General features: G+C 38.5%; 17 protein-coding genes and 1 other annotated feature. Of the genes, 2 read left to right on the forward strand and 15 right to left on the reverse strand.

Annotation, left to right across the window (positions count from 1 at the left end; genetic code table 11):
* Window positions 1-52 precede the first annotated feature (52 nt).
* The 6 genes from mltG to CKK03_RS07595 form a co-directional block, all read right to left on the reverse strand.
* Window positions 53-1,189, reverse strand: coding sequence for an endolytic transglycosylase MltG (mltG, locus tag CKK03_RS07570; RefSeq protein WP_099362005.1), 1,137 nt, complete (start codon window positions 1,187-1,189; stop codon window positions 53-55).
* Between the two features lie 184 nt (window positions 1,190-1,373).
* A complete protein-coding gene (locus CKK03_RS07575) occupies window positions 1,374-1,661 on the reverse strand; it encodes a DUF1292 domain-containing protein (RefSeq protein ID WP_099362006.1) in 288 nt (95 codons plus the stop codon).
* Window positions 1,662-1,675: 14 nt separating this feature from the next.
* The gene (ruvX, locus tag CKK03_RS07580; RefSeq protein WP_099362007.1) at window positions 1,676-2,092 is read right to left on the reverse strand and encodes a Holliday junction resolvase RuvX; all 417 of its coding nucleotides are present in this window, start codon (window positions 2,090-2,092) and stop codon (window positions 1,676-1,678) included.
* A 5-nt stretch (window positions 2,093-2,097) separates the two neighbouring features.
* The gene (locus CKK03_RS07585) at window positions 2,098-2,364 is read right to left on the reverse strand and encodes an IreB family regulatory phosphoprotein (protein ID WP_010678229.1); all 267 of its coding nucleotides are present in this window, start codon (window positions 2,362-2,364) and stop codon (window positions 2,098-2,100) included.
* A 146-nt stretch (window positions 2,365-2,510) separates the two neighbouring features.
* Window positions 2,511-5,144, reverse strand: a complete 2,634-nt coding sequence (alaS, locus tag CKK03_RS07590) for an alanine--tRNA ligase (RefSeq protein ID WP_099362008.1) — start codon at window positions 5,142-5,144, stop codon at window positions 2,511-2,513.
* 54 nt (window positions 5,145-5,198) lie between these two features.
* Window positions 5,199-5,414: a binding site (T-box leader), on the reverse strand.
* Window positions 5,415-5,507: 93 nt separating this feature from the next.
* Complete coding sequence (locus CKK03_RS07595) at window positions 5,508-6,581, reverse strand: AI-2E family transporter (protein ID WP_099362009.1); 1,074 nt, start codon at window positions 6,579-6,581, stop codon at window positions 5,508-5,510.
* A 124-nt stretch (window positions 6,582-6,705) separates the two neighbouring features.
* Between CKK03_RS07595 and CKK03_RS07600 the strand changes: the two genes are divergently transcribed.
* The gene (locus tag CKK03_RS07600; protein ID WP_245864062.1) at window positions 6,706-7,632 is read left to right on the forward strand and encodes a nuclease-related domain-containing protein; all 927 of its coding nucleotides are present in this window, start codon (window positions 6,706-6,708) and stop codon (window positions 7,630-7,632) included.
* Window positions 7,633-7,858: 226 nt separating this feature from the next.
* On the opposite strand, the gene CKK03_RS07605 is transcribed toward CKK03_RS07600, so the two are convergent.
* From CKK03_RS07605 to CKK03_RS07645, 9 genes are all read right to left on the reverse strand, one after another.
* A complete protein-coding gene (locus tag CKK03_RS07605) occupies window positions 7,859-7,990 on the reverse strand; it encodes a YrzQ family protein (RefSeq protein WP_099362010.1) in 132 nt (43 codons plus the stop codon).
* Window positions 7,991-8,014: 24 nt separating this feature from the next.
* Window positions 8,015-8,203 carry a YrzR-like zinc ribbon domain gene (locus CKK03_RS07610; protein ID WP_099362011.1) on the reverse strand — a complete coding sequence of 63 codons (189 nt, stop codon included), beginning with the start codon at window positions 8,201-8,203 and terminating at the stop codon, window positions 8,015-8,017.
* A 26-nt stretch (window positions 8,204-8,229) separates the two neighbouring features.
* Window positions 8,230-8,709 (reverse strand): PRC-barrel domain-containing protein, encoded by a 480-nt coding sequence (locus CKK03_RS07615; protein ID WP_099362012.1) that lies wholly within the window; start codon window positions 8,707-8,709, stop codon window positions 8,230-8,232.
* 102 nt (window positions 8,710-8,811) lie between these two features.
* On the reverse strand, window positions 8,812-11,220 hold the full coding sequence (gene recD2 / locus CKK03_RS07620) for an SF1B family DNA helicase RecD2 (RefSeq protein WP_099362013.1): 2,409 nt from the start codon (window positions 11,218-11,220) through the stop codon (window positions 8,812-8,814).
* A 20-nt stretch (window positions 11,221-11,240) separates the two neighbouring features.
* On the reverse strand, window positions 11,241-11,903 hold the full coding sequence (locus tag CKK03_RS07625) for a tetratricopeptide repeat protein (RefSeq protein WP_099362014.1): 663 nt from the start codon (window positions 11,901-11,903) through the stop codon (window positions 11,241-11,243).
* An 85-nt stretch (window positions 11,904-11,988) separates the two neighbouring features.
* Window positions 11,989-13,101 carry a tRNA 2-thiouridine(34) synthase MnmA gene (mnmA, locus tag CKK03_RS07630; protein ID WP_099362015.1) on the reverse strand — a complete coding sequence of 371 codons (1,113 nt, stop codon included), beginning with the start codon at window positions 13,099-13,101 and terminating at the stop codon, window positions 11,989-11,991.
* 11 nt (window positions 13,102-13,112) lie between these two features.
* Complete coding sequence (locus CKK03_RS07635) at window positions 13,113-14,255, reverse strand: cysteine desulfurase family protein (RefSeq protein ID WP_099362016.1); 1,143 nt, start codon at window positions 14,253-14,255, stop codon at window positions 13,113-13,115.
* 51 nt (window positions 14,256-14,306) lie between these two features.
* A complete protein-coding gene (gene cymR, locus CKK03_RS07640; RefSeq protein WP_099362017.1) occupies window positions 14,307-14,720 on the reverse strand; it encodes a cysteine metabolism transcriptional regulator CymR in 414 nt (137 codons plus the stop codon).
* A 12-nt stretch (window positions 14,721-14,732) separates the two neighbouring features.
* The gene (locus CKK03_RS07645) at window positions 14,733-15,404 is read right to left on the reverse strand and encodes a YczE/YyaS/YitT family protein (protein WP_099362018.1); all 672 of its coding nucleotides are present in this window, start codon (window positions 15,402-15,404) and stop codon (window positions 14,733-14,735) included.
* Between the two features lie 192 nt (window positions 15,405-15,596).
* Between CKK03_RS07645 and CKK03_RS07650 the strand changes: the two genes are divergently transcribed.
* Entirely contained in the window at window positions 15,597-16,898 is a 1,302-nt protein-coding gene (locus tag CKK03_RS07650) for a replication-associated recombination protein A (protein ID WP_425432848.1), read from the forward strand.
* The last annotated feature ends 16 nt before the right edge of the window (window positions 16,899-16,914 follow it).

Raw genomic sequence — 16,914 nt, forward strand, 5'->3', positions numbered from 1 at the left:
ACTTATTTTACCATAAAGAAAAAGGGAACGCCATATTGGGTTCCCTAGTAAGTTATTGTTGATTGGTTATATACTGTGCTTTTTTAGCATTATGCTCGTCCAATGTCTTGGAGTAATACACTTCACCTGTTGGAGCTGCTAAGAAGTATAGGTAATCCGTCTCTGCAGGGTTTAACGCCGCTGATAGGGATGATTCACCTGCATTTGCAATGGGTCCAGGTGTTAAACCTTGGTTTTTATATGTGTTGTATGGTGAGTTCACTTCAAGATGATCATATAGAACACGTTTTTTATGTTCTCCTAATGCATAAAGAACAGTAGGATCGGTTTGAAGTGGCATTCCATCATCCAGACGATTATAAAACACGCTAGAAATTTGCTCACGGTCTGTTTGTGCCGTTGCTTCTTCTTCTATTAACGACGCCATGGTTAATAGTTTATGAGTAGAATCGATATAGCTGTTCCCTTCCATTAGCCCAACGTATTTTACTAGGATCTTATCTGTTTGCTCTAGCATTGTTTCGACAATGGATTCAATTGAAGGCTTTTTCTCATAAAATGGATAGGTTGCTGGGAATAAATAACCTTCAAGCGGATGTTTAATATCTTTATTTAAAATTTCTTCCGATAATGTATTTGGAAACCTGCTAATCAAGTCTTTAACATAGGTAGGGTCGTCTACCTTTTCCATGATTTCTTCCTTGGTATAACCGGTTTGCTCCGCAATAATTGTTGCTATTTCTTCAAGTTGTTTTCCTTCTGGTATCACTAGTTTAAAAGCTGGTTCTCCCATAAGGATTCCTGATTTCAGACTTTCAATGATTTGATCAAAGTTCATAGATTGATTAAATGTATATTCACCAGCCTGAAAACCTGATTCATTTTTAAATTTTGTGTAGTAACGAAAAACTTTTGCATGTTTCACAATATCATTTTCTTCAAGAATTCTTGCAATCGCTGTTGGCGACGAACCAATTGGTATAGTTACTTCGATTGGTTCTTTATTTGTAGGGTCAACAGGCTCAAGTGCTGATTTTATATATAAATAGCCTCCGCCAATTATTCCAGATAAAACTACTAATATAACGATAAATACGATAAACACAATTTTACGGATTGTTTTGGCTTCTCTATGCCGTTCTTGCAAATTCTTTTTATATAAATCCTTTTTCGATTCGTTATCAGACATATATCGAAAATCCTCCCCTCACTCGAATTATTATACTACATTTTTTTATCTAATTCGTCAATTTTAGGGAGAATTCACTATATTTTTGCAGTTTTTTCTAAAAATTTCGTTCTTTTTTTAGGTATCTTTTGAATTTTTTAAGCCATAAGTTGGAGAAAAAGAAAAAAACAGCTCGCGGCTGTTTTTATTCTTCTCCTTCTTCATCAAGGAACGTATTTAGCATTTCTTCGACAAGGTCCCATTCTTCTTCAGTTTCAATTGGTTTAAGTTCACCATCTTCACCGTCTTCAGAAGGGCTAAAGCTTGATGCATGAATTTCGATATCTTCATCATCTTCATTTTCATCACTTACAGGATAGTAAAGGACGTATGACTTTCCAAATTCATCTGATTCGAATGTAAATAGTACCTCACAAAGAATTTCATTTCCTTGCTCGTCAATTACTGTTATTTGCTTTTCACCATGTTCCATGTTAATCCACCTCATTAATTTTTACTATCTAGATACCCCTGGAGGATCATGACTGCAGCCATTTTATCGATGACTTGCTTTCGCTTTTTTCGACTTACATCCGCTGATAATAGGACACGTTCAGCTGCTACTGTTGAGAGACGCTCGTCCCATAATACAACAGGCAAACCAAATTTCTCTTGTACCATATCAGCATAATATTGACTGGCTTCACCACGTGGTCCAATAGTTCCATTCATATTCTTAGGTAAACCAATTACGACAGACTCTACTTCATATTCCTTGATAATTTCACCAAGTCTTTCCAATCCAAACTGCTGTCGTTCTTCATTTATCTTGATTGTTTCAATGCCTTGAGCAGTCCAGCCCATTTCATCACTGACGGCGACACCGACTGTTTTTGAGCCGACGTCCAAACCGAGAATCCTCATTCGTTTTACCCCTCACGATGGATCTTTAAATACGACTTCACTAACTCCTCGATTATTTCATCTCGTTCAAGCTTTCGGATGATATTCCTTGCGTCATTATGACGTGGAATGTATGCAGGATCTCCGGATAACAAGTACCCTACAATTTGATTGATTGGATTGTATCCCTTTTCTTGAAGAGCATCATAAACATTGAATAATACTTCATTTACATTGGTTTCAACTGGTTCCTCTGGAAAGTTGAATTTCATCGTTTTATCAAATGAGCTCAAGTTTTGCACCTCACTCTTTAGATTCTGGTGTCCGCATCCGTACATGTAAATCTTACCACTCATTGTACACTAATCACAACTAAATAGAAACAAGAAGTGACAATTTGTATCATTCCTTTAGACAGAATGATACAAATTCACATCTTTTAGATATTTTTTACCCATTCTTCTACAAATTGTAATGCAGATTCAAGTTGTTCTGGATTTTTACCACCCGCTTGCGCCATATCAGGTCGGCCACCACCGCCGCCGCCACAACGAGTTGCTACTTCCTTAATTAATTTTCCGGCATGGAAGCCTTTATCAATCAAGTCTTTAGTTACACCAGCTGTTAAGTTTACCTTGTCTTCGTTAACAGAACCTAGGACAATTACAGCTGAGCCAAGCTTTTGCTTTAAGTCATCGACCATTGCACGGAGATTATTCATATCTTGGGCATTTACCTTACTATATAAAACAGTTGCTCCATTAATTTCTTTCGCACTTTCAACAAGGCTACCAGCTTCTATATTGCCAAGTTTCGCAGAAAGTGATTCATTTTCACGATGTAAATTACGAATATCATGTTGTAATGCTTCAATGCGACTTGGAACTTCTGCCGGCTTTGTTTTTAAAAGGTTAGCAACTTCCTGTAGCATTTTTACTTGATCGTTGATAACATGGTATGCTGCTTCACCAGTTACAGCTTCAATACGACGTGTACCTGCGCCTATTCCGGACTCAGAAACTATTTTGAATAACCCAATAGTTGAAGTGTTTGGTACATGACATCCACCACAAAGCTCTAAACTATAGTCACCAACTTGAACAACACGAACGATGTTGCCATATTTTTCACCAAATAGGGCCATTGCTCCCATCGCTTTTGCCTCAGCTAGCGATTTATAGTCAATATTAACCGGGATGCTGCTCCAAACTTTTTCATTCACAATCGCTTCAATTTGCTCAATCTCTTCTTGCTTAATTTGACCAAAATGAGAGAAGTCAAAACGTAAACGATTTGATGTTACAAGTGAACCCGCTTGGTTTACGTGTGCACCGAGCACAGCTTTTAATGCTTGATGTAAAAGGTGAGTCGCCGTGTGGTTTTTAATAACCCCAGCACGATTCTCTTGATCAACCTTCGCATGGAGCTTGTCACCTTTTGTTAAACTTCCTTTTTCAATAACTACTCGATGAAGGTTTTGTCCATTAGGGGCTTTTTGAACGTCTTTTACCACTAATTTTGTATTTTCGTTTTCAATTGTACCTTCATCAGCGATTTGTCCACCACTCTCAGCGTAAAAAGGCGTTTGGTCTAAAATAAGTTGAATTTCGTCACCTTTATTTGCTTTCTCAACCATTTCTCCATCTTTTACGATGACAAGAATGGTTGACTCGGCTTCAAGTTCATCATACCCAACAAATGTGCTCTCGACTTTAATTTCACCAAGAACCCCACTTTGGACCTGCATGGAATCAACATCTTGACGAGCAGATCTTGCTCTTTCACGTTGACTTTCCATCTCACGCTCAAAGCCATCATGGTCGACTTTCATACCTTCTTCTTTTGCGTATTCCTCTGTTAGTTCAACAGGGAAACCATACGTATCATATAAACGGAAGACATCTGCACCTGGAATCGTGTCACTGCCTTTTGCTTTTTCCTTTTGAATAACAGTTGATAGGATAGCTAGTCCATCATGTAACGTTTCGTGGAAGCGTTCCTCTTCTGTTTTCACGACTTTCTGAATAAACTCAGTCTTCTCTTTTACTTCCGGATAAAAATCAACCATGATCTCCCCTACAACTGGAACGAGTTCATACATGAACGGACGGTTGATGGATATTTGTTTTGCATAACGTACAGCACGTCTTAATAGTCGTCTGATTACATAGCCACGACCTTCGTTGGAAGGAAGGGCCCCATCTCCTACTGCAAATGTAACTGTACGGATGTGGTCAGCAATAACCTTAAATGCCTCATCCTTTTCTTTTGATTGACGATATTTTTCACCTGAAATGGATTCAGTTGCCTCAATAATCGGCATAAAAAGATCTGTGTCAAAGTTTGTAGGCACGTTTTGAATAACAGAGCACATTCTTTCAAGACCCATTCCTGTATCAATATTCTTTTTAGGAAGTGGTGTATAAGAACCATCTGGGTTATGGTTAAATTGAGAGAACACAAGGTTCCATATTTCTAGATAACGTTCATTTTCTCCACCTGGATATAATTCTGGATCATTCGGGTCATTTCCAAATTCCTCGCCTCGGTCAAAGAAGATTTCTGTATTTGGACCACTTGGACCTTCACCGATATCCCAGAAGTTTCCTTCAAGACGAATGATTCGTTCCTCAGGAATTCCAATCTTTTTATTCCAAAGTTCAAATGCTTCATCATCCTCAGGATGAATCGTAACAGAAAGCTTCTCTGGGTCAAAACCAATCCAATCTTTGCTTGTTAAGAATTCCCATGCCCATTCAATTGATTCTTCTTTGAAATAATCACCAATGGAGAAATTCCCTAGCATTTCAAAGAAAGTATGGTGGCGTGCTGTTTTTCCAACATTTTCAATATCGTTTGTACGAATTGATTTCTGTGCATTACAAATTCTTGGATTTTGAGGGATTACACGTCCATCAAAATATTTTTTTAAAGTAGCTACACCACTATTGATCCATAGTAAGGATGGATCTTCATGTGGAACTAAGGAAGCACTTGGTTCTACTGCGTGTCCCTTTGATTGGAAAAAATCCAAAAACATTTGGCGAACTTGAGCTGATGTTAACTGTTTCATTTCACTACCTCCAATTACATTTTAGACATAAAAAAATACTCTAATCCCCTAAAAAACAGGGACGAGAGTATGCTCGCGGTACCACCCTGATTATGGACACAAAGAAATAGTGCCCATCACCTTCGTATATTGATAACGGTATTCACCGGTAGGTTTACCTACACTCAGGAGTAGCTTTCTGTTACCCTTCATCCGAAATTCCTCTCAGCCTTGGAAATTTCTCTCTGGTTTGATGGTACTGTAACGTACTGATTCCTTCATAGTTTTCACTAATCGTGATTAAATTGTCACATTATGTATTACCTAGTTTCTTGTCAATTATATTCAAGTCAAAAATGTTTGTCAACGTCAGCGTTCAATGTGTTATTGTTCCTTTCGAGCAACTGTAAAATGTTGTTTCGCGTGAACGATAAACACCTTTAATATGGCCACAACCGGAACAGCAACAATAAGGCCCACCACTCCTCCCACTTTTCCTCCTACTAATAACGCAGCAATAATTACAATCGGATGTAAGCGTAAGCTTTTTCCGACAATAATTGGTGAAAGCAGGTTTCCTTCGATAAACTGAAGGCCAAACACAACTAGAACAACAATGATTAGCACCTTTATTGAAATTGTTGCAGCAATAATGGCGGCTGGTATTGCACCAATAATTGGACCGAAGTATGGGATGATATTCGTTATGCCCACTATGCTTCCAAATAATAAGGGATATTTCATACCGGAGATCCAAAATGCGACAGAGGCTGTTGTTCCAACAAGCAAACAAACAATCAACTGCCCTCTAATATAATTCCCCAATGACTCATCAACATCTCGAAAAAAAAGCTGACCTGCTTTTCTAAGTTTTCGAGGCGTAATATACCAAAGTGCTTTCATCATTTGGTCGTGGTCCTTTAACAAATAAAAAACGATGAATGGAATAATGGCTATGATAAAAATGGAATTTAGCAATGCTTTTAAAAATTCAATTGTCCTTGAAAGCAGATAATCCACATAATTTTCTAGCGAATTAAGCAAATCATCAAGCTGTGCGTGAACAAAGGCAGGAAGCTGTGAACTACCTGATTCAATTTCTTTTAACCAGACTCTATAGGTCTTACTGAATTCTGGGAAGCTCTCAGCAAGGTCCTTGAGCTGTGCAAGAATTACCGGAATTCCTTTGTATATACCAAAACCAACCCCACCGAAAAAAAACAAATAGATCAGTAAGATCGCTAGTGATCTCGGTACTCCACGATTGCTGATTTTTTCAATAATGGGATGCAGCAAGTAAGCGATAAAAATAGAAATAACAAAAGGAACGAGAAATGTTTTTAAGAGTAACACAATCGGGAGCCAGACTGGAGCCAATTTCAAAAAAACATAAATAGTCAAAAACGCTAGTAATAATAGTGATATTCTGAAAATCCATTTTATTCTTTTTTCACTCATCTCATTCACTCCCTTGTTAGTAGTTTTTGGAGTATATGCGGTTTTATACGGGGAGTGAATGCAACAGAAAATATTGTAAAAAGACAGATTGTTTTGTAAAATGTAGCTGAAAGGATGTGGTAGTTTGGTTATAGTTATTAAACCACGTGGTGAAAACATTGAACTAGAGTTACTACGCTCTTTACGAGTCCACAAGAAACTAGCGGAAGAAGACGAAAACAATTTTGTATCCCTCGAAAAAGGCTGGCTAGGTGAAAAACAGTTTGACGAATTCCTTTTACGCCTCACAAATGATAACCTCCTATTAAACGACCTTCTCCTGAAAGTGAACAACACCCTATTCCAAATTGATTCCCTGCTTATCACACAAAAGAAAATATTCATCTTTGAAGTCAAAAACTACGAAGGAGACTATTACATCGAAGATGGCCGCTTGCACATAATGAATGGAAAAGAAATCAAAAACCCCCTCAACCAAACTTCCCGTAGTGAATCATTATTTCGGCAACTCCTCCAAGAATTGAGGTTTAATATACCAGTTGAATCTCATGTAATATTCATCAATCCAGAGTTTTATTTATATGAGGCACCGGTTAATGGACCCTATGTATTCCATGCGCAACTTGGTCGATTTTTGAAAAAACTAGATGCAGGTGCGACTTCTGGGGTTTCCGGGGATCATATAGAATTAGCTAATCAATTGGCTTCTTTGCATATAACGACGAATCCTTATTCGCGGCTGCCAGATTATACGTTTGAGGAGTTGGAGAAGGGGATTGTTTGTAAGTGTGGGTGTTTGGAATATGAAGATACAAATAGACAAACTTTGGTTTGTAAAAAATGTGGCTTTGTGGAGGACAAAGAATCAGCTGTACTTAGGAGCGTAGAGGAGTTTAGGTTCCTTTTTCCTGAAAAAAGAATAACTGTGTATGTTATTTATAATTGGTGTAAGGTTATAAGGTCTAAAAAGACAATACAAAAAATACTATCCAAGAATTTCGATTTGATATCATTTGGTAGAGGCTCATATTATGTGGATAAAAGGAAGTAAAGGTGGTCCGTGACAGTTTTTGGTTGGTATTTATTGAATGGGTTTATTAAAACCTTATAGCTGGTATGGCGATTCATAGTTTTATCCAGGTGCGGTCCTCTTTCTATACTTTTTTGGTTCGATAACTCCTAATTTTATCCAGGTCTTTCTTTAGTCTTGATGGACACTACTCCAAACAGATACCAAAAAACCCCACATCCGTGGGGTTTTTCCATTTCATTAACGATTAAAACATTTTCGTAATGCGTTTGCGCATTTTTTTCATGTTGCGGGCAGACATAACATCTGTTCTTTGCATCATTCCGTATGCCGCAGCACCTAGACCCATAGTGATTAGAGAAGTCATTGTTTTATTCATTTCCTCTTCACTCCTTGTTTAGGATTACATACTGATCCTTCTGTCGTCGTCAGCAAACAGATCATCCAACGAACTGAGTGTGCCATCTTCCTCTACCTGATGTGTGAATATTTGTCCTTTGTTAACAGATAGTTCGATAAAACATCCCCAGCAGTAATATTGGTTGACACCAATTTTACCGATATCTTTACTTTTACAGTTTGGGCACTTCACAGGGTACACCTCACATCATGGAATTCCTAATCTATAGATACGACGATGACATCTTCACCGATTTTTAAAGGCTCGTTGGTTTTGATTACCTTTTTTCCTTCTGTTATATCAGCAAAAAAGCCATCCGTTACTTCATACCCTATAATAGTGCCCACTTCTTCTGTAAAATATACATCTTCAAGTAAGCCTAATTTTTGACCTTCTGAGGACAAAAGTGGCTTTCGGAATAATCCATGATGGGTGTGCAAAAAATAGGTGGGTGTATCGGCTTCATTGTCAAGAAGCTCCAATAGCGTTCTGTCCGAAACCATGACACCATCATCTCCAATCGAGGAGATGCTTTCGATCGGGACTACTCGATCTCGTTCAAATAGTCCTTTTCCTTTCATAATCAGGGCATTCACCTTGCCATCTGATGTGAGACAAAGGTCTGAAACTCGGCCGAGCTCTTCGGCAGACTTTTCATCATAGACCGGTAAATCCTTGAGTAGTGAGAACGTCCGCAAAGATAATCGCCACCTCTCCGAACATTACTTATCATTCACTTTCAGGTAAGGTGTCATACTGTACAAGAGTTACCAAAAGAAAAAAGCTGGGATCCCCAGCTTTTATTCAACTTCCATATAATCGTATGGAGTAATTCCCTCCATGCCAATATTTGGGTCGGTTTGGAAAATAACCTCTTGATAGCATTTTGCCTCTTCAGGCACTGTTTCAGGAACAGAAGCATCCCCTATTGCGCCAAAGGTAGTTTTCAATTTTTCGCATAAGGTTGTTTGTCGGTTTGTATCGTTTGCACGTTGAACACCTTGCCTTAATGCGTCTTCCTCGCCACATAGGATCAAGAAGTTTTTAGCTCTTGTTATGGCTGTGTAAATTAAATTACGACGTAGCATGCGATAATAACCTTTAACAATCGGTAAAATGACGATTGGGAATTCGCTACCCTGTGATTTGTGAATGGAACAGCAATAGGCGTGTGTGATTTGGTTTAAGTCCTGTTTTGTATATGTGACTTCATTGCCCTCAAAATTAATAACAACCATGTCCTGTTTTTCTGTGTTTTCTTTTGCATAAAAAATGGACTCAATTTCACCAATATCGCCATTAAACACATTATTCTCAGGCTGATTGACGAGTTGAAGCACCTTGTCACCACGCCGGTAAACAATATCTCCATATTTTAATTCTCGCTTGCCGTGTACGGGCGGGTTAAAAAGCTCCTGCAGCATCACATTTAAACTGTCAATCCCAGCAGGACCGCGATACATTGGTGCTAAAACCTGAATATCCTTAACGGAAAAGCCCTTCTTTTTTGCATTATCCGAAACCTGCTTAACCACTTCAAGTACCTGGTTCTGGTAACACTTTAAAAAAGAGCGATCCTTTTTAGGTGAGGAAATATCAGGTGGTAGAGCGCCCTTTTTAATATCATGTGCCAATTCAATAATTGACGAACCTTCTGATTGTCGATAAATATCAGTTAAACGTACGGTAGGTACTACTTCAGATGCCAATAAATCCTTTAATACCTGGCCAGGACCAACAGAAGGCAACTGGTCTTCATCCCCTACTAGCACTACTTGGATATGCTCCGGTAGTGATTTAAACAACTGATGTGCGATCCAAATATCGACCATTGAAACTTCATCAACGATTAACAGCTTGCCGTTTATCGGATTATCCTCATCATGACTAAATCCCTCGACTCCATTCCATCCTAGAAGTCGATGAATCGTAACGGCTGGAAGACCTGTTGATTCGGTCATTCTTTTTGCCGCGCGCCCTGTTGGTGCCACTAATAAAACTGGGAAAGGATTTTCGGAATTATAATCTTTTGGGTCTAAGGAGCAGCCGTGCAGTTCTCCGTATAATTCAACAATCCCCTTAATAACGGTTGTTTTCCCCGTACCTGGACCACCTGTTAAAAGGAGCATTGGAGACATGAGCGCTTTTTGGATCGCATCTTTTTGCGAAGGTGCGTATTGGACATTAATTCTTTCCTCTAACTCACCAAGTGCTAGCAAAAATTCAGACTCTGGGAAAAGATTTTCGTATTCTGTCTGTTCCATGACTCGTTTTATATTTGTAATTAATCCTTTTTCAGAATAATAAAGGGTAGGTAGGTAAACCCTGTCCTCTTCAATAACAAGCTTACTCTCTTCGGTTAAACTTATTATTTCCTTAGAAATATCTGTAGCAATGATTTCTTCACGGCTACTTTGTCCTAATAATTGCTGAACACGAATGATTAAATCCTCAACAAATAGGTAAACGTGTCCGTCCTGTAAAGAATCTTGTTCAAGTATGTATAAGCAACCAGCCTTAATTCGGTCTGGGTGATTTCCAGAAATCCCAAGTTGGCGTCCCAATTCGTCTGCTCTACCGAAACCAATACCTTCAATATCTTCGACTAACTTATACGGACTATGTTGAAGAATTTCAAGTGTCTGCTCTTTATAGACTTGATAAATCCGCATGGAAAGCTGAGGACCAAATCCATATTGAGAGAGGCCAATCATGATTTGTTCAAGACCTTGGTGTTCTTGTAGTGTTTCATAAATCTCTTTGGCCTTGTCTGCTGGAAGTTTATCAACCTCCTGCAAAACATCAGGGTTTGCGATGATTTTTGAAATGGCTCCTTCACCAAGTTTTTCTACAATTTTTTCTGCTGTCTTTTTCCCAATCCCTTTGAAAAGATCACTTGAAAGGTATTGGACGATTCCTTGTTTAGTATGTGGAATTTCTTTTTGAAATTGTTCAACATGGAATTGGATGCCAAACCGTGGATGCTCCTTTAAGCGACCAAAAAAGATGTATGTTTCATTTTCATGAATTCGAGGGAAATACCCTGTTACAACTGCTTCTTTTTCATTATAGTCTTCATTTGTTTCTTGAAGTCTAATGCGAACGACAGAATATAAATTTTGCTCATTATGAAAGATCGTCACTAAGTGAGTTCCCTTCATAAATTTTCGTTGTTCATCAAATAAATCTAAAGACTCCTGTTGTTCCATTAAGTATTCCCTCCCCTCATTTATTCATTTAATGCTTCACTTACTATCTTTTTCCCGTTTGCTGCAAGCATATGGTCAGGTTGAATTTCTAATGCTTTTTCAAACATTTCGAGTGCTTTTTCATAATCATTCTTAAAACCAGCATAGGCTACACCTAGATTGTAATAGGCGTCTGAGTGATTAGGTTCTAATTCAATTACAGTATGGAACGTTTTGATTGCTTCGTCAATTACTGATTCACCCGCAAGGCAGAGGCCATATTGAAATAATGCATCCACATCATTTTCGTTTAATTCCACTGCGCGCTTCATATATGGCAGTGCTAATTTTGGCTGGCCTAGCTGAATCAATGTCATGCCTAACATAAAATATGTATCGCTATTTTCCAAGCCTGCTTTTAGAGCTTTTTCAAACATATCCTTTGCTTTTAAGAAATCTTCTTGGTTATAAAGAAGGTTACCGATTCCGTAATAAGCAGTTCCCGCTCCTTCGTCAAGCTCAAGAGCTTTCGTAAAAAAAGCAACTGCTCTTTCTGGATCGCCAACAGCCGCTAGAAGATTGCCAAAGTTAATATAGTAAACCGGCTCTTTCGGGTTGTCTTCAATAGCTTGTGAAAAACATTTCGCTGCTTCTTCGTACTTTCCTTCTTGCATATATTCAATGCCTTGTTTATTTAAATCCACTGATATTCAACTCCAGAATCAACTTTTTTGCACTCATATTATAACACAGGAAAACCCCAACCCTAAATATAGAGTTGAGGTTTCTTCATCCAACATATGTTAGACGTTCTCCATTTTTAAAGACTTTATCAATAGTTGCACCACCGAGACATTCGTCCCCATTATAGAAAACGACTGCTTGTCCTGGTGTTACCGCACGAATTGGCTCATCAAAAATGACTTTAACTGTATTGTCGTCCACCTTTTTAACCGTTACTGCATTATCCGGTTGACGATAACGGAATTTAGCTGTGCACTTTACTTCCTCTTCAGGTTCCATATCCGATACCCAGCTAACATTTGTAGCTAAAATGGAATCTGAATATAGAAACTCATTGTGGAAACCTTGATCCACATAAAGTATATTTTTCTTAAGGTCTTTTCCAACCGCAAACCATGGTTCTCCGCTTCCGCCAATACCAAGGCCATGACGTTGACCAATTGTATAATACATTAAGCCATCATGCTTCCCTTTTACTTCACCTGAAAAAGTCACCATATCTCCTTTTTGGGCAGGTAAATAATTGCTTAAGAACTCTTTAAAATTACGTTCTCCGATAAAACAAATCCCAGTGCTATCTTTCTTAGTAGCAGTTGCAAGGTTTGCTTCTTTTGCAAGCTCCCGCACCTTTGACTTTTCAATATTTCCGATTGGGAACATAACCTTTGAAAGCTGCTCCTGTGTAAGTTGATTTAAGAAATAAGTTTGGTCCTTATTTTCATCTACCCCACGGAGCATCTTGTATTCACCGTCTCTGTATTCAACACGAGCGTAGTGGCCAGTCGCGAGATAATCCGCACCAAGTGTTAAAGCATGCTCTAAAAAGGCTTTAAATTTGATTTCTTTATTACACATCACATCTGGATTTGGTGTTCTACCTGCTTTATACTCGTCCAAAAAGTAGGTGAACACTTTGTCCCAATATTGCTTTTCGAAATTGACCGCGTAGTAAGGAATGCCAATCTGGTTACAGACACGAATTACGTCCTCATAATCCTCAGTGGCAGTACATACGCCATTCTCATCGGTATCATCCCAGTTTTTCATAAATATCCCGATTACATCATAGCCTTGCTCTTTTAGTAAAAGGGCTGCAACTGATGAGTCTACTCCACCAGACATTCCTACTACAACTCGGGTATCTTTAGGATCTTTCATATTTCCACCTCCTATTTTATTAATCGTGAAACGATTTTTGCTGTTTCTAATGCGGCTGTTTTTATATCTTCGATTGTATTCCCGATACCGAAGCTAAAACGGATAGAAGAAGCGATTCGATCCGAATCCTTCCCAAACATCGCAACTAGCACATGTGAAGGGTCAATGGACCCAGCGGTACATGCTGACCCACTTGAAGCTGCTATTCCTGCTAAATCTAAGTTAACAAGCATAGACTCGACATTTGTACCAGGAAAATAGATATTTAACACATGTGGTAAAGACTTCGTTAGTTCACCATTCACTTCAAACAAGATATCTTGTTCTTTTAAAACTGAAACAAAAGCCTGTTTGAAATCTTGGTATAGAGCATTTTTTTCGCTCATTGTTTTCTTCGCCAACTGTGCTGCAGTTTGCAATCCAACAATTCCGGCTACGTTTTCCGTTCCTGCACGACGTTTCTTTTCTTGTTCTCCTCCAAATAGAAGAGGAGCTAACTTTCTTCCCTCTCTCATAAATAAAAAACCTGTTCCCTTAGGGCCATTTATTTTATGAGCTGAAACGGAAAGTAGGTCAATTTTATATTGATTCACATCTATATCAACCAGTCCATATGCTTGGACCGCGTCTGTGTGAAATACTGCCTGATGATCCTGAAGTAGTTCTCCAATTTCCTTAATCGGTTGTATGGCCCCTACCTCATTATTGCCAAACATGATTGTCACAAGGATCGTTTCCGGAGTCAGTGCCGCTTCAACGTCTTTGACAGAAACGAGTCCAGCCTCATTAACTGGTAAATACGTAACTGTAAACCCTTGTTTCTCCAGATGTTCACAAGTATGAAGTACGGCATGATGTTCGATAGCAGACGTAATAATGTGTTTGCCTTTTCCTTGCATCTTCATAGCAGTTCCAATTATTGCGAAATTGTCTGCCTCAGTACCACCACTTGTAAAGACAATCTCATTTGGTTTTGCATTGATTGAACCGGCAATGGTTTGTCTTGCTTCATCAACTGCATGACGACTTTTTCGTCCAAAAAAATGAATGCTAGACGGATTGCCGAAAGCCTCTGTCATAAAGGGAAGCATGCTCTCCACAACATCAGGGTGCATGGGCGATGTAGCTGCATGATCTAAATAAATATGCTGCATCAAATCAGCCCTCCTTTTTTAAAAAAGTAACGTTATTATGACATGTTTTTCTTAAATGTAAAACATATATGCATCATTTCCATCGCTATGGTTTGCGAGGTCTTCGAGTGTAGTACTGTCTAATACTTCTTTTACAGCATCTCGAATTCGTATCCATAATTCCCGTTTTGCTGGCTCTTCATCCTCTAAAACTTCTACAGGGCTAATGGGTCCCTCAAGAACGAGAATGACATCTCCTGCTGTAATTTTTGTAGGTTCATCCCCTAATACATAGCCACCATAGGCTCCACGAATACTTTTCACCAATCCTGCATTGCGTAAAGGTGAGATTAATTGTTCAAGATAATGTTCAGAAAGCTCGTGTTTTGCTGCAATTGATTTTAGGGAGAGCGGTCCTTTTCCATGATTTTTTGCAAGTTCAATCATGATTGTGAGACCATATCTTCCTTTTGTTGATATTTTCATTCACTTTCACCCCTAATTACTAAAATGATTCACTTCAACTATCGGTGTCTTCGCCAATTTCTGTTTTAATGCATCATGCATTCGTTGACATTGTGGCAACGCAAACCCTGCGATATAGCCTATACCTACACAATATATTAAAGTTCCGATAAAAACAGGTCCTCCTAACAACCAACCAATCGTTAGTACAATAATTTCCATTCCTGTACGAATATATTGCACTTTCCAATTAGAAAGTTGGGTTAGTGCTAACATCAGACTGTCTCTTGGACCTGCACCAACACTCGCTGATATATAAATTCCCATTCCATATCCGTTAATAAGTAGTCCCATCAACAGCATGATTAATTTCCCAATAAAAGTTTCTGGTATTACAAGGAACGGAGCCATCATGAACATATCAATGAAAATACCTACTGATATCATATTTAAAAAAGCACCAATTTGAGGCAGTCGCTTTAATAATAATGAGGATAGGAACAAAACAAAAAAGCCGACAATAATCGACCATGAGCCAATAGTAAGACCAATTTGTTTAAATAGTCCGATATGCAAAACATCCCAGGGTGACGCCCCAAGTTCTGCTTTGATTATCATGACTACCCCCAATGACATAATTAACATCCCAATAAAAAAAGTAGACCACTTCAAAATGTGGCGGCTAAAGCTAATCTGTGCTCGCATTTTCCTCACTCCATCTCTTGTGTCTCCCACTGTTGCATAACTTTCTCTATTTGCTATTTCATTTCGTCTAAACTCACGACATTATATCATAAATTGCATTGTATTTGTATTTTATCGGGTCGAAACGTATGATAAAGTTGATGTACAGACATTAAAACTATTAGGATTTTGTTGGATAAGGGGATGAATGTTTTGCTTTTTGAATCACTTATCGAAGCACCTTTATCGTACCGAATGCGCCCCAAGCATATTGAAGAAATTCTTGGGCAAAAGCATATTATTGGTAAAGATACAGCTTTATATAAAATGATTATGAATGGACATGTTCCTTCCATCTTACTTTATGGGGAACCTGGAATTGGTAAAACTTCCATTGCAACTGCGATTGCAGGTACGGTTGATATGCCCTTTATCTCCATTAATGCAACAACGGCTGGGAAAAAGGATATAGAGGATGCGGTTTCAACCGCAAAAGCGGAAGGGAAATTAATTCTTTTCATTGATGAAGTCCATCGTTTTAACAAAGCGCAGCAAGATTATTTACTTCCACATGTTGAAAGAGGCTTGATATCGTTAATCGGGGCAACAACGGAAAACCCGTTCCATGATGTAAACCCTGCGATTCGGAGCAGATGTGGACAGATTAAAGAGCTTCGGCCATTAACAAAAGAAAATATTAAAGAATTAATACTACGTGCATTAGCTGATTCAGAACGTGGACTTGGCGATTTGCAAATTTCGATTTCAGAAGAAGCAATTGATCTCATTTCATCATCCACAAAAGGAGATGCACGTTCTGCTATGAATGTGTTAGAGGATGTTGTCATGGCCTCAAAAGCGAGAGATATTAAAGTGATTGAAGTTGACATAGAGCTTGTTAAGGAATGCGTTGAAAATAAGGGCTTCTCTCATGATAAAGACGGGGATCTACACTATTCATTGCTCTCATGCCTTCAAAAAAGTATTCGCGGTAGTGATGTAAATGCGGCTTTACATTATTTAGCTAGACTAATTGAAGGAGGAGATTTAGTTTCGATTTGCAGACGGCTTACCGTAATTGCCTATGAAGATATTTCAATCGCTGCACCTGAGGTTGGGGCTCATACGATTGCTGCTTGCCAGGCTGTAGAACGTTTAGGACTACCTGAGGCACGCATTCCACTAGCAAATGTCGTGATTGAACAGTGTCTATCACCCAAAACCAATAGTGCTTATAAATCATTGGATAAAGCAATTGAGGATATTCGAAAGGGTAATATCGGAGAGATTCCAGATCACCTTCGAGATGCCCATTACAGCGGTGCAAAAGAATTAGGTCATGGAATAGGCTATAAATATCCACATGACTATCCTAATGGATGGGTTAAGCAGCAATACTTACCAGACCTATTAAAGAACAGAAAATACTTTAAGCCAAAACAAAATGGACAAGAAAAATATTATGCAAAAGTATATGATCGGCTTGAACAATTACAAAAAGAGGGGGAGAAATAGACTAGACTATTTCTTC

This window comes from Fredinandcohnia onubensis (assembly GCF_002734215.1).
GTDB classification, from domain to species: Bacteria; Bacillota; Bacilli; order Bacillales; family Bacillaceae_L; genus Ferdinandcohnia; species Ferdinandcohnia onubensis.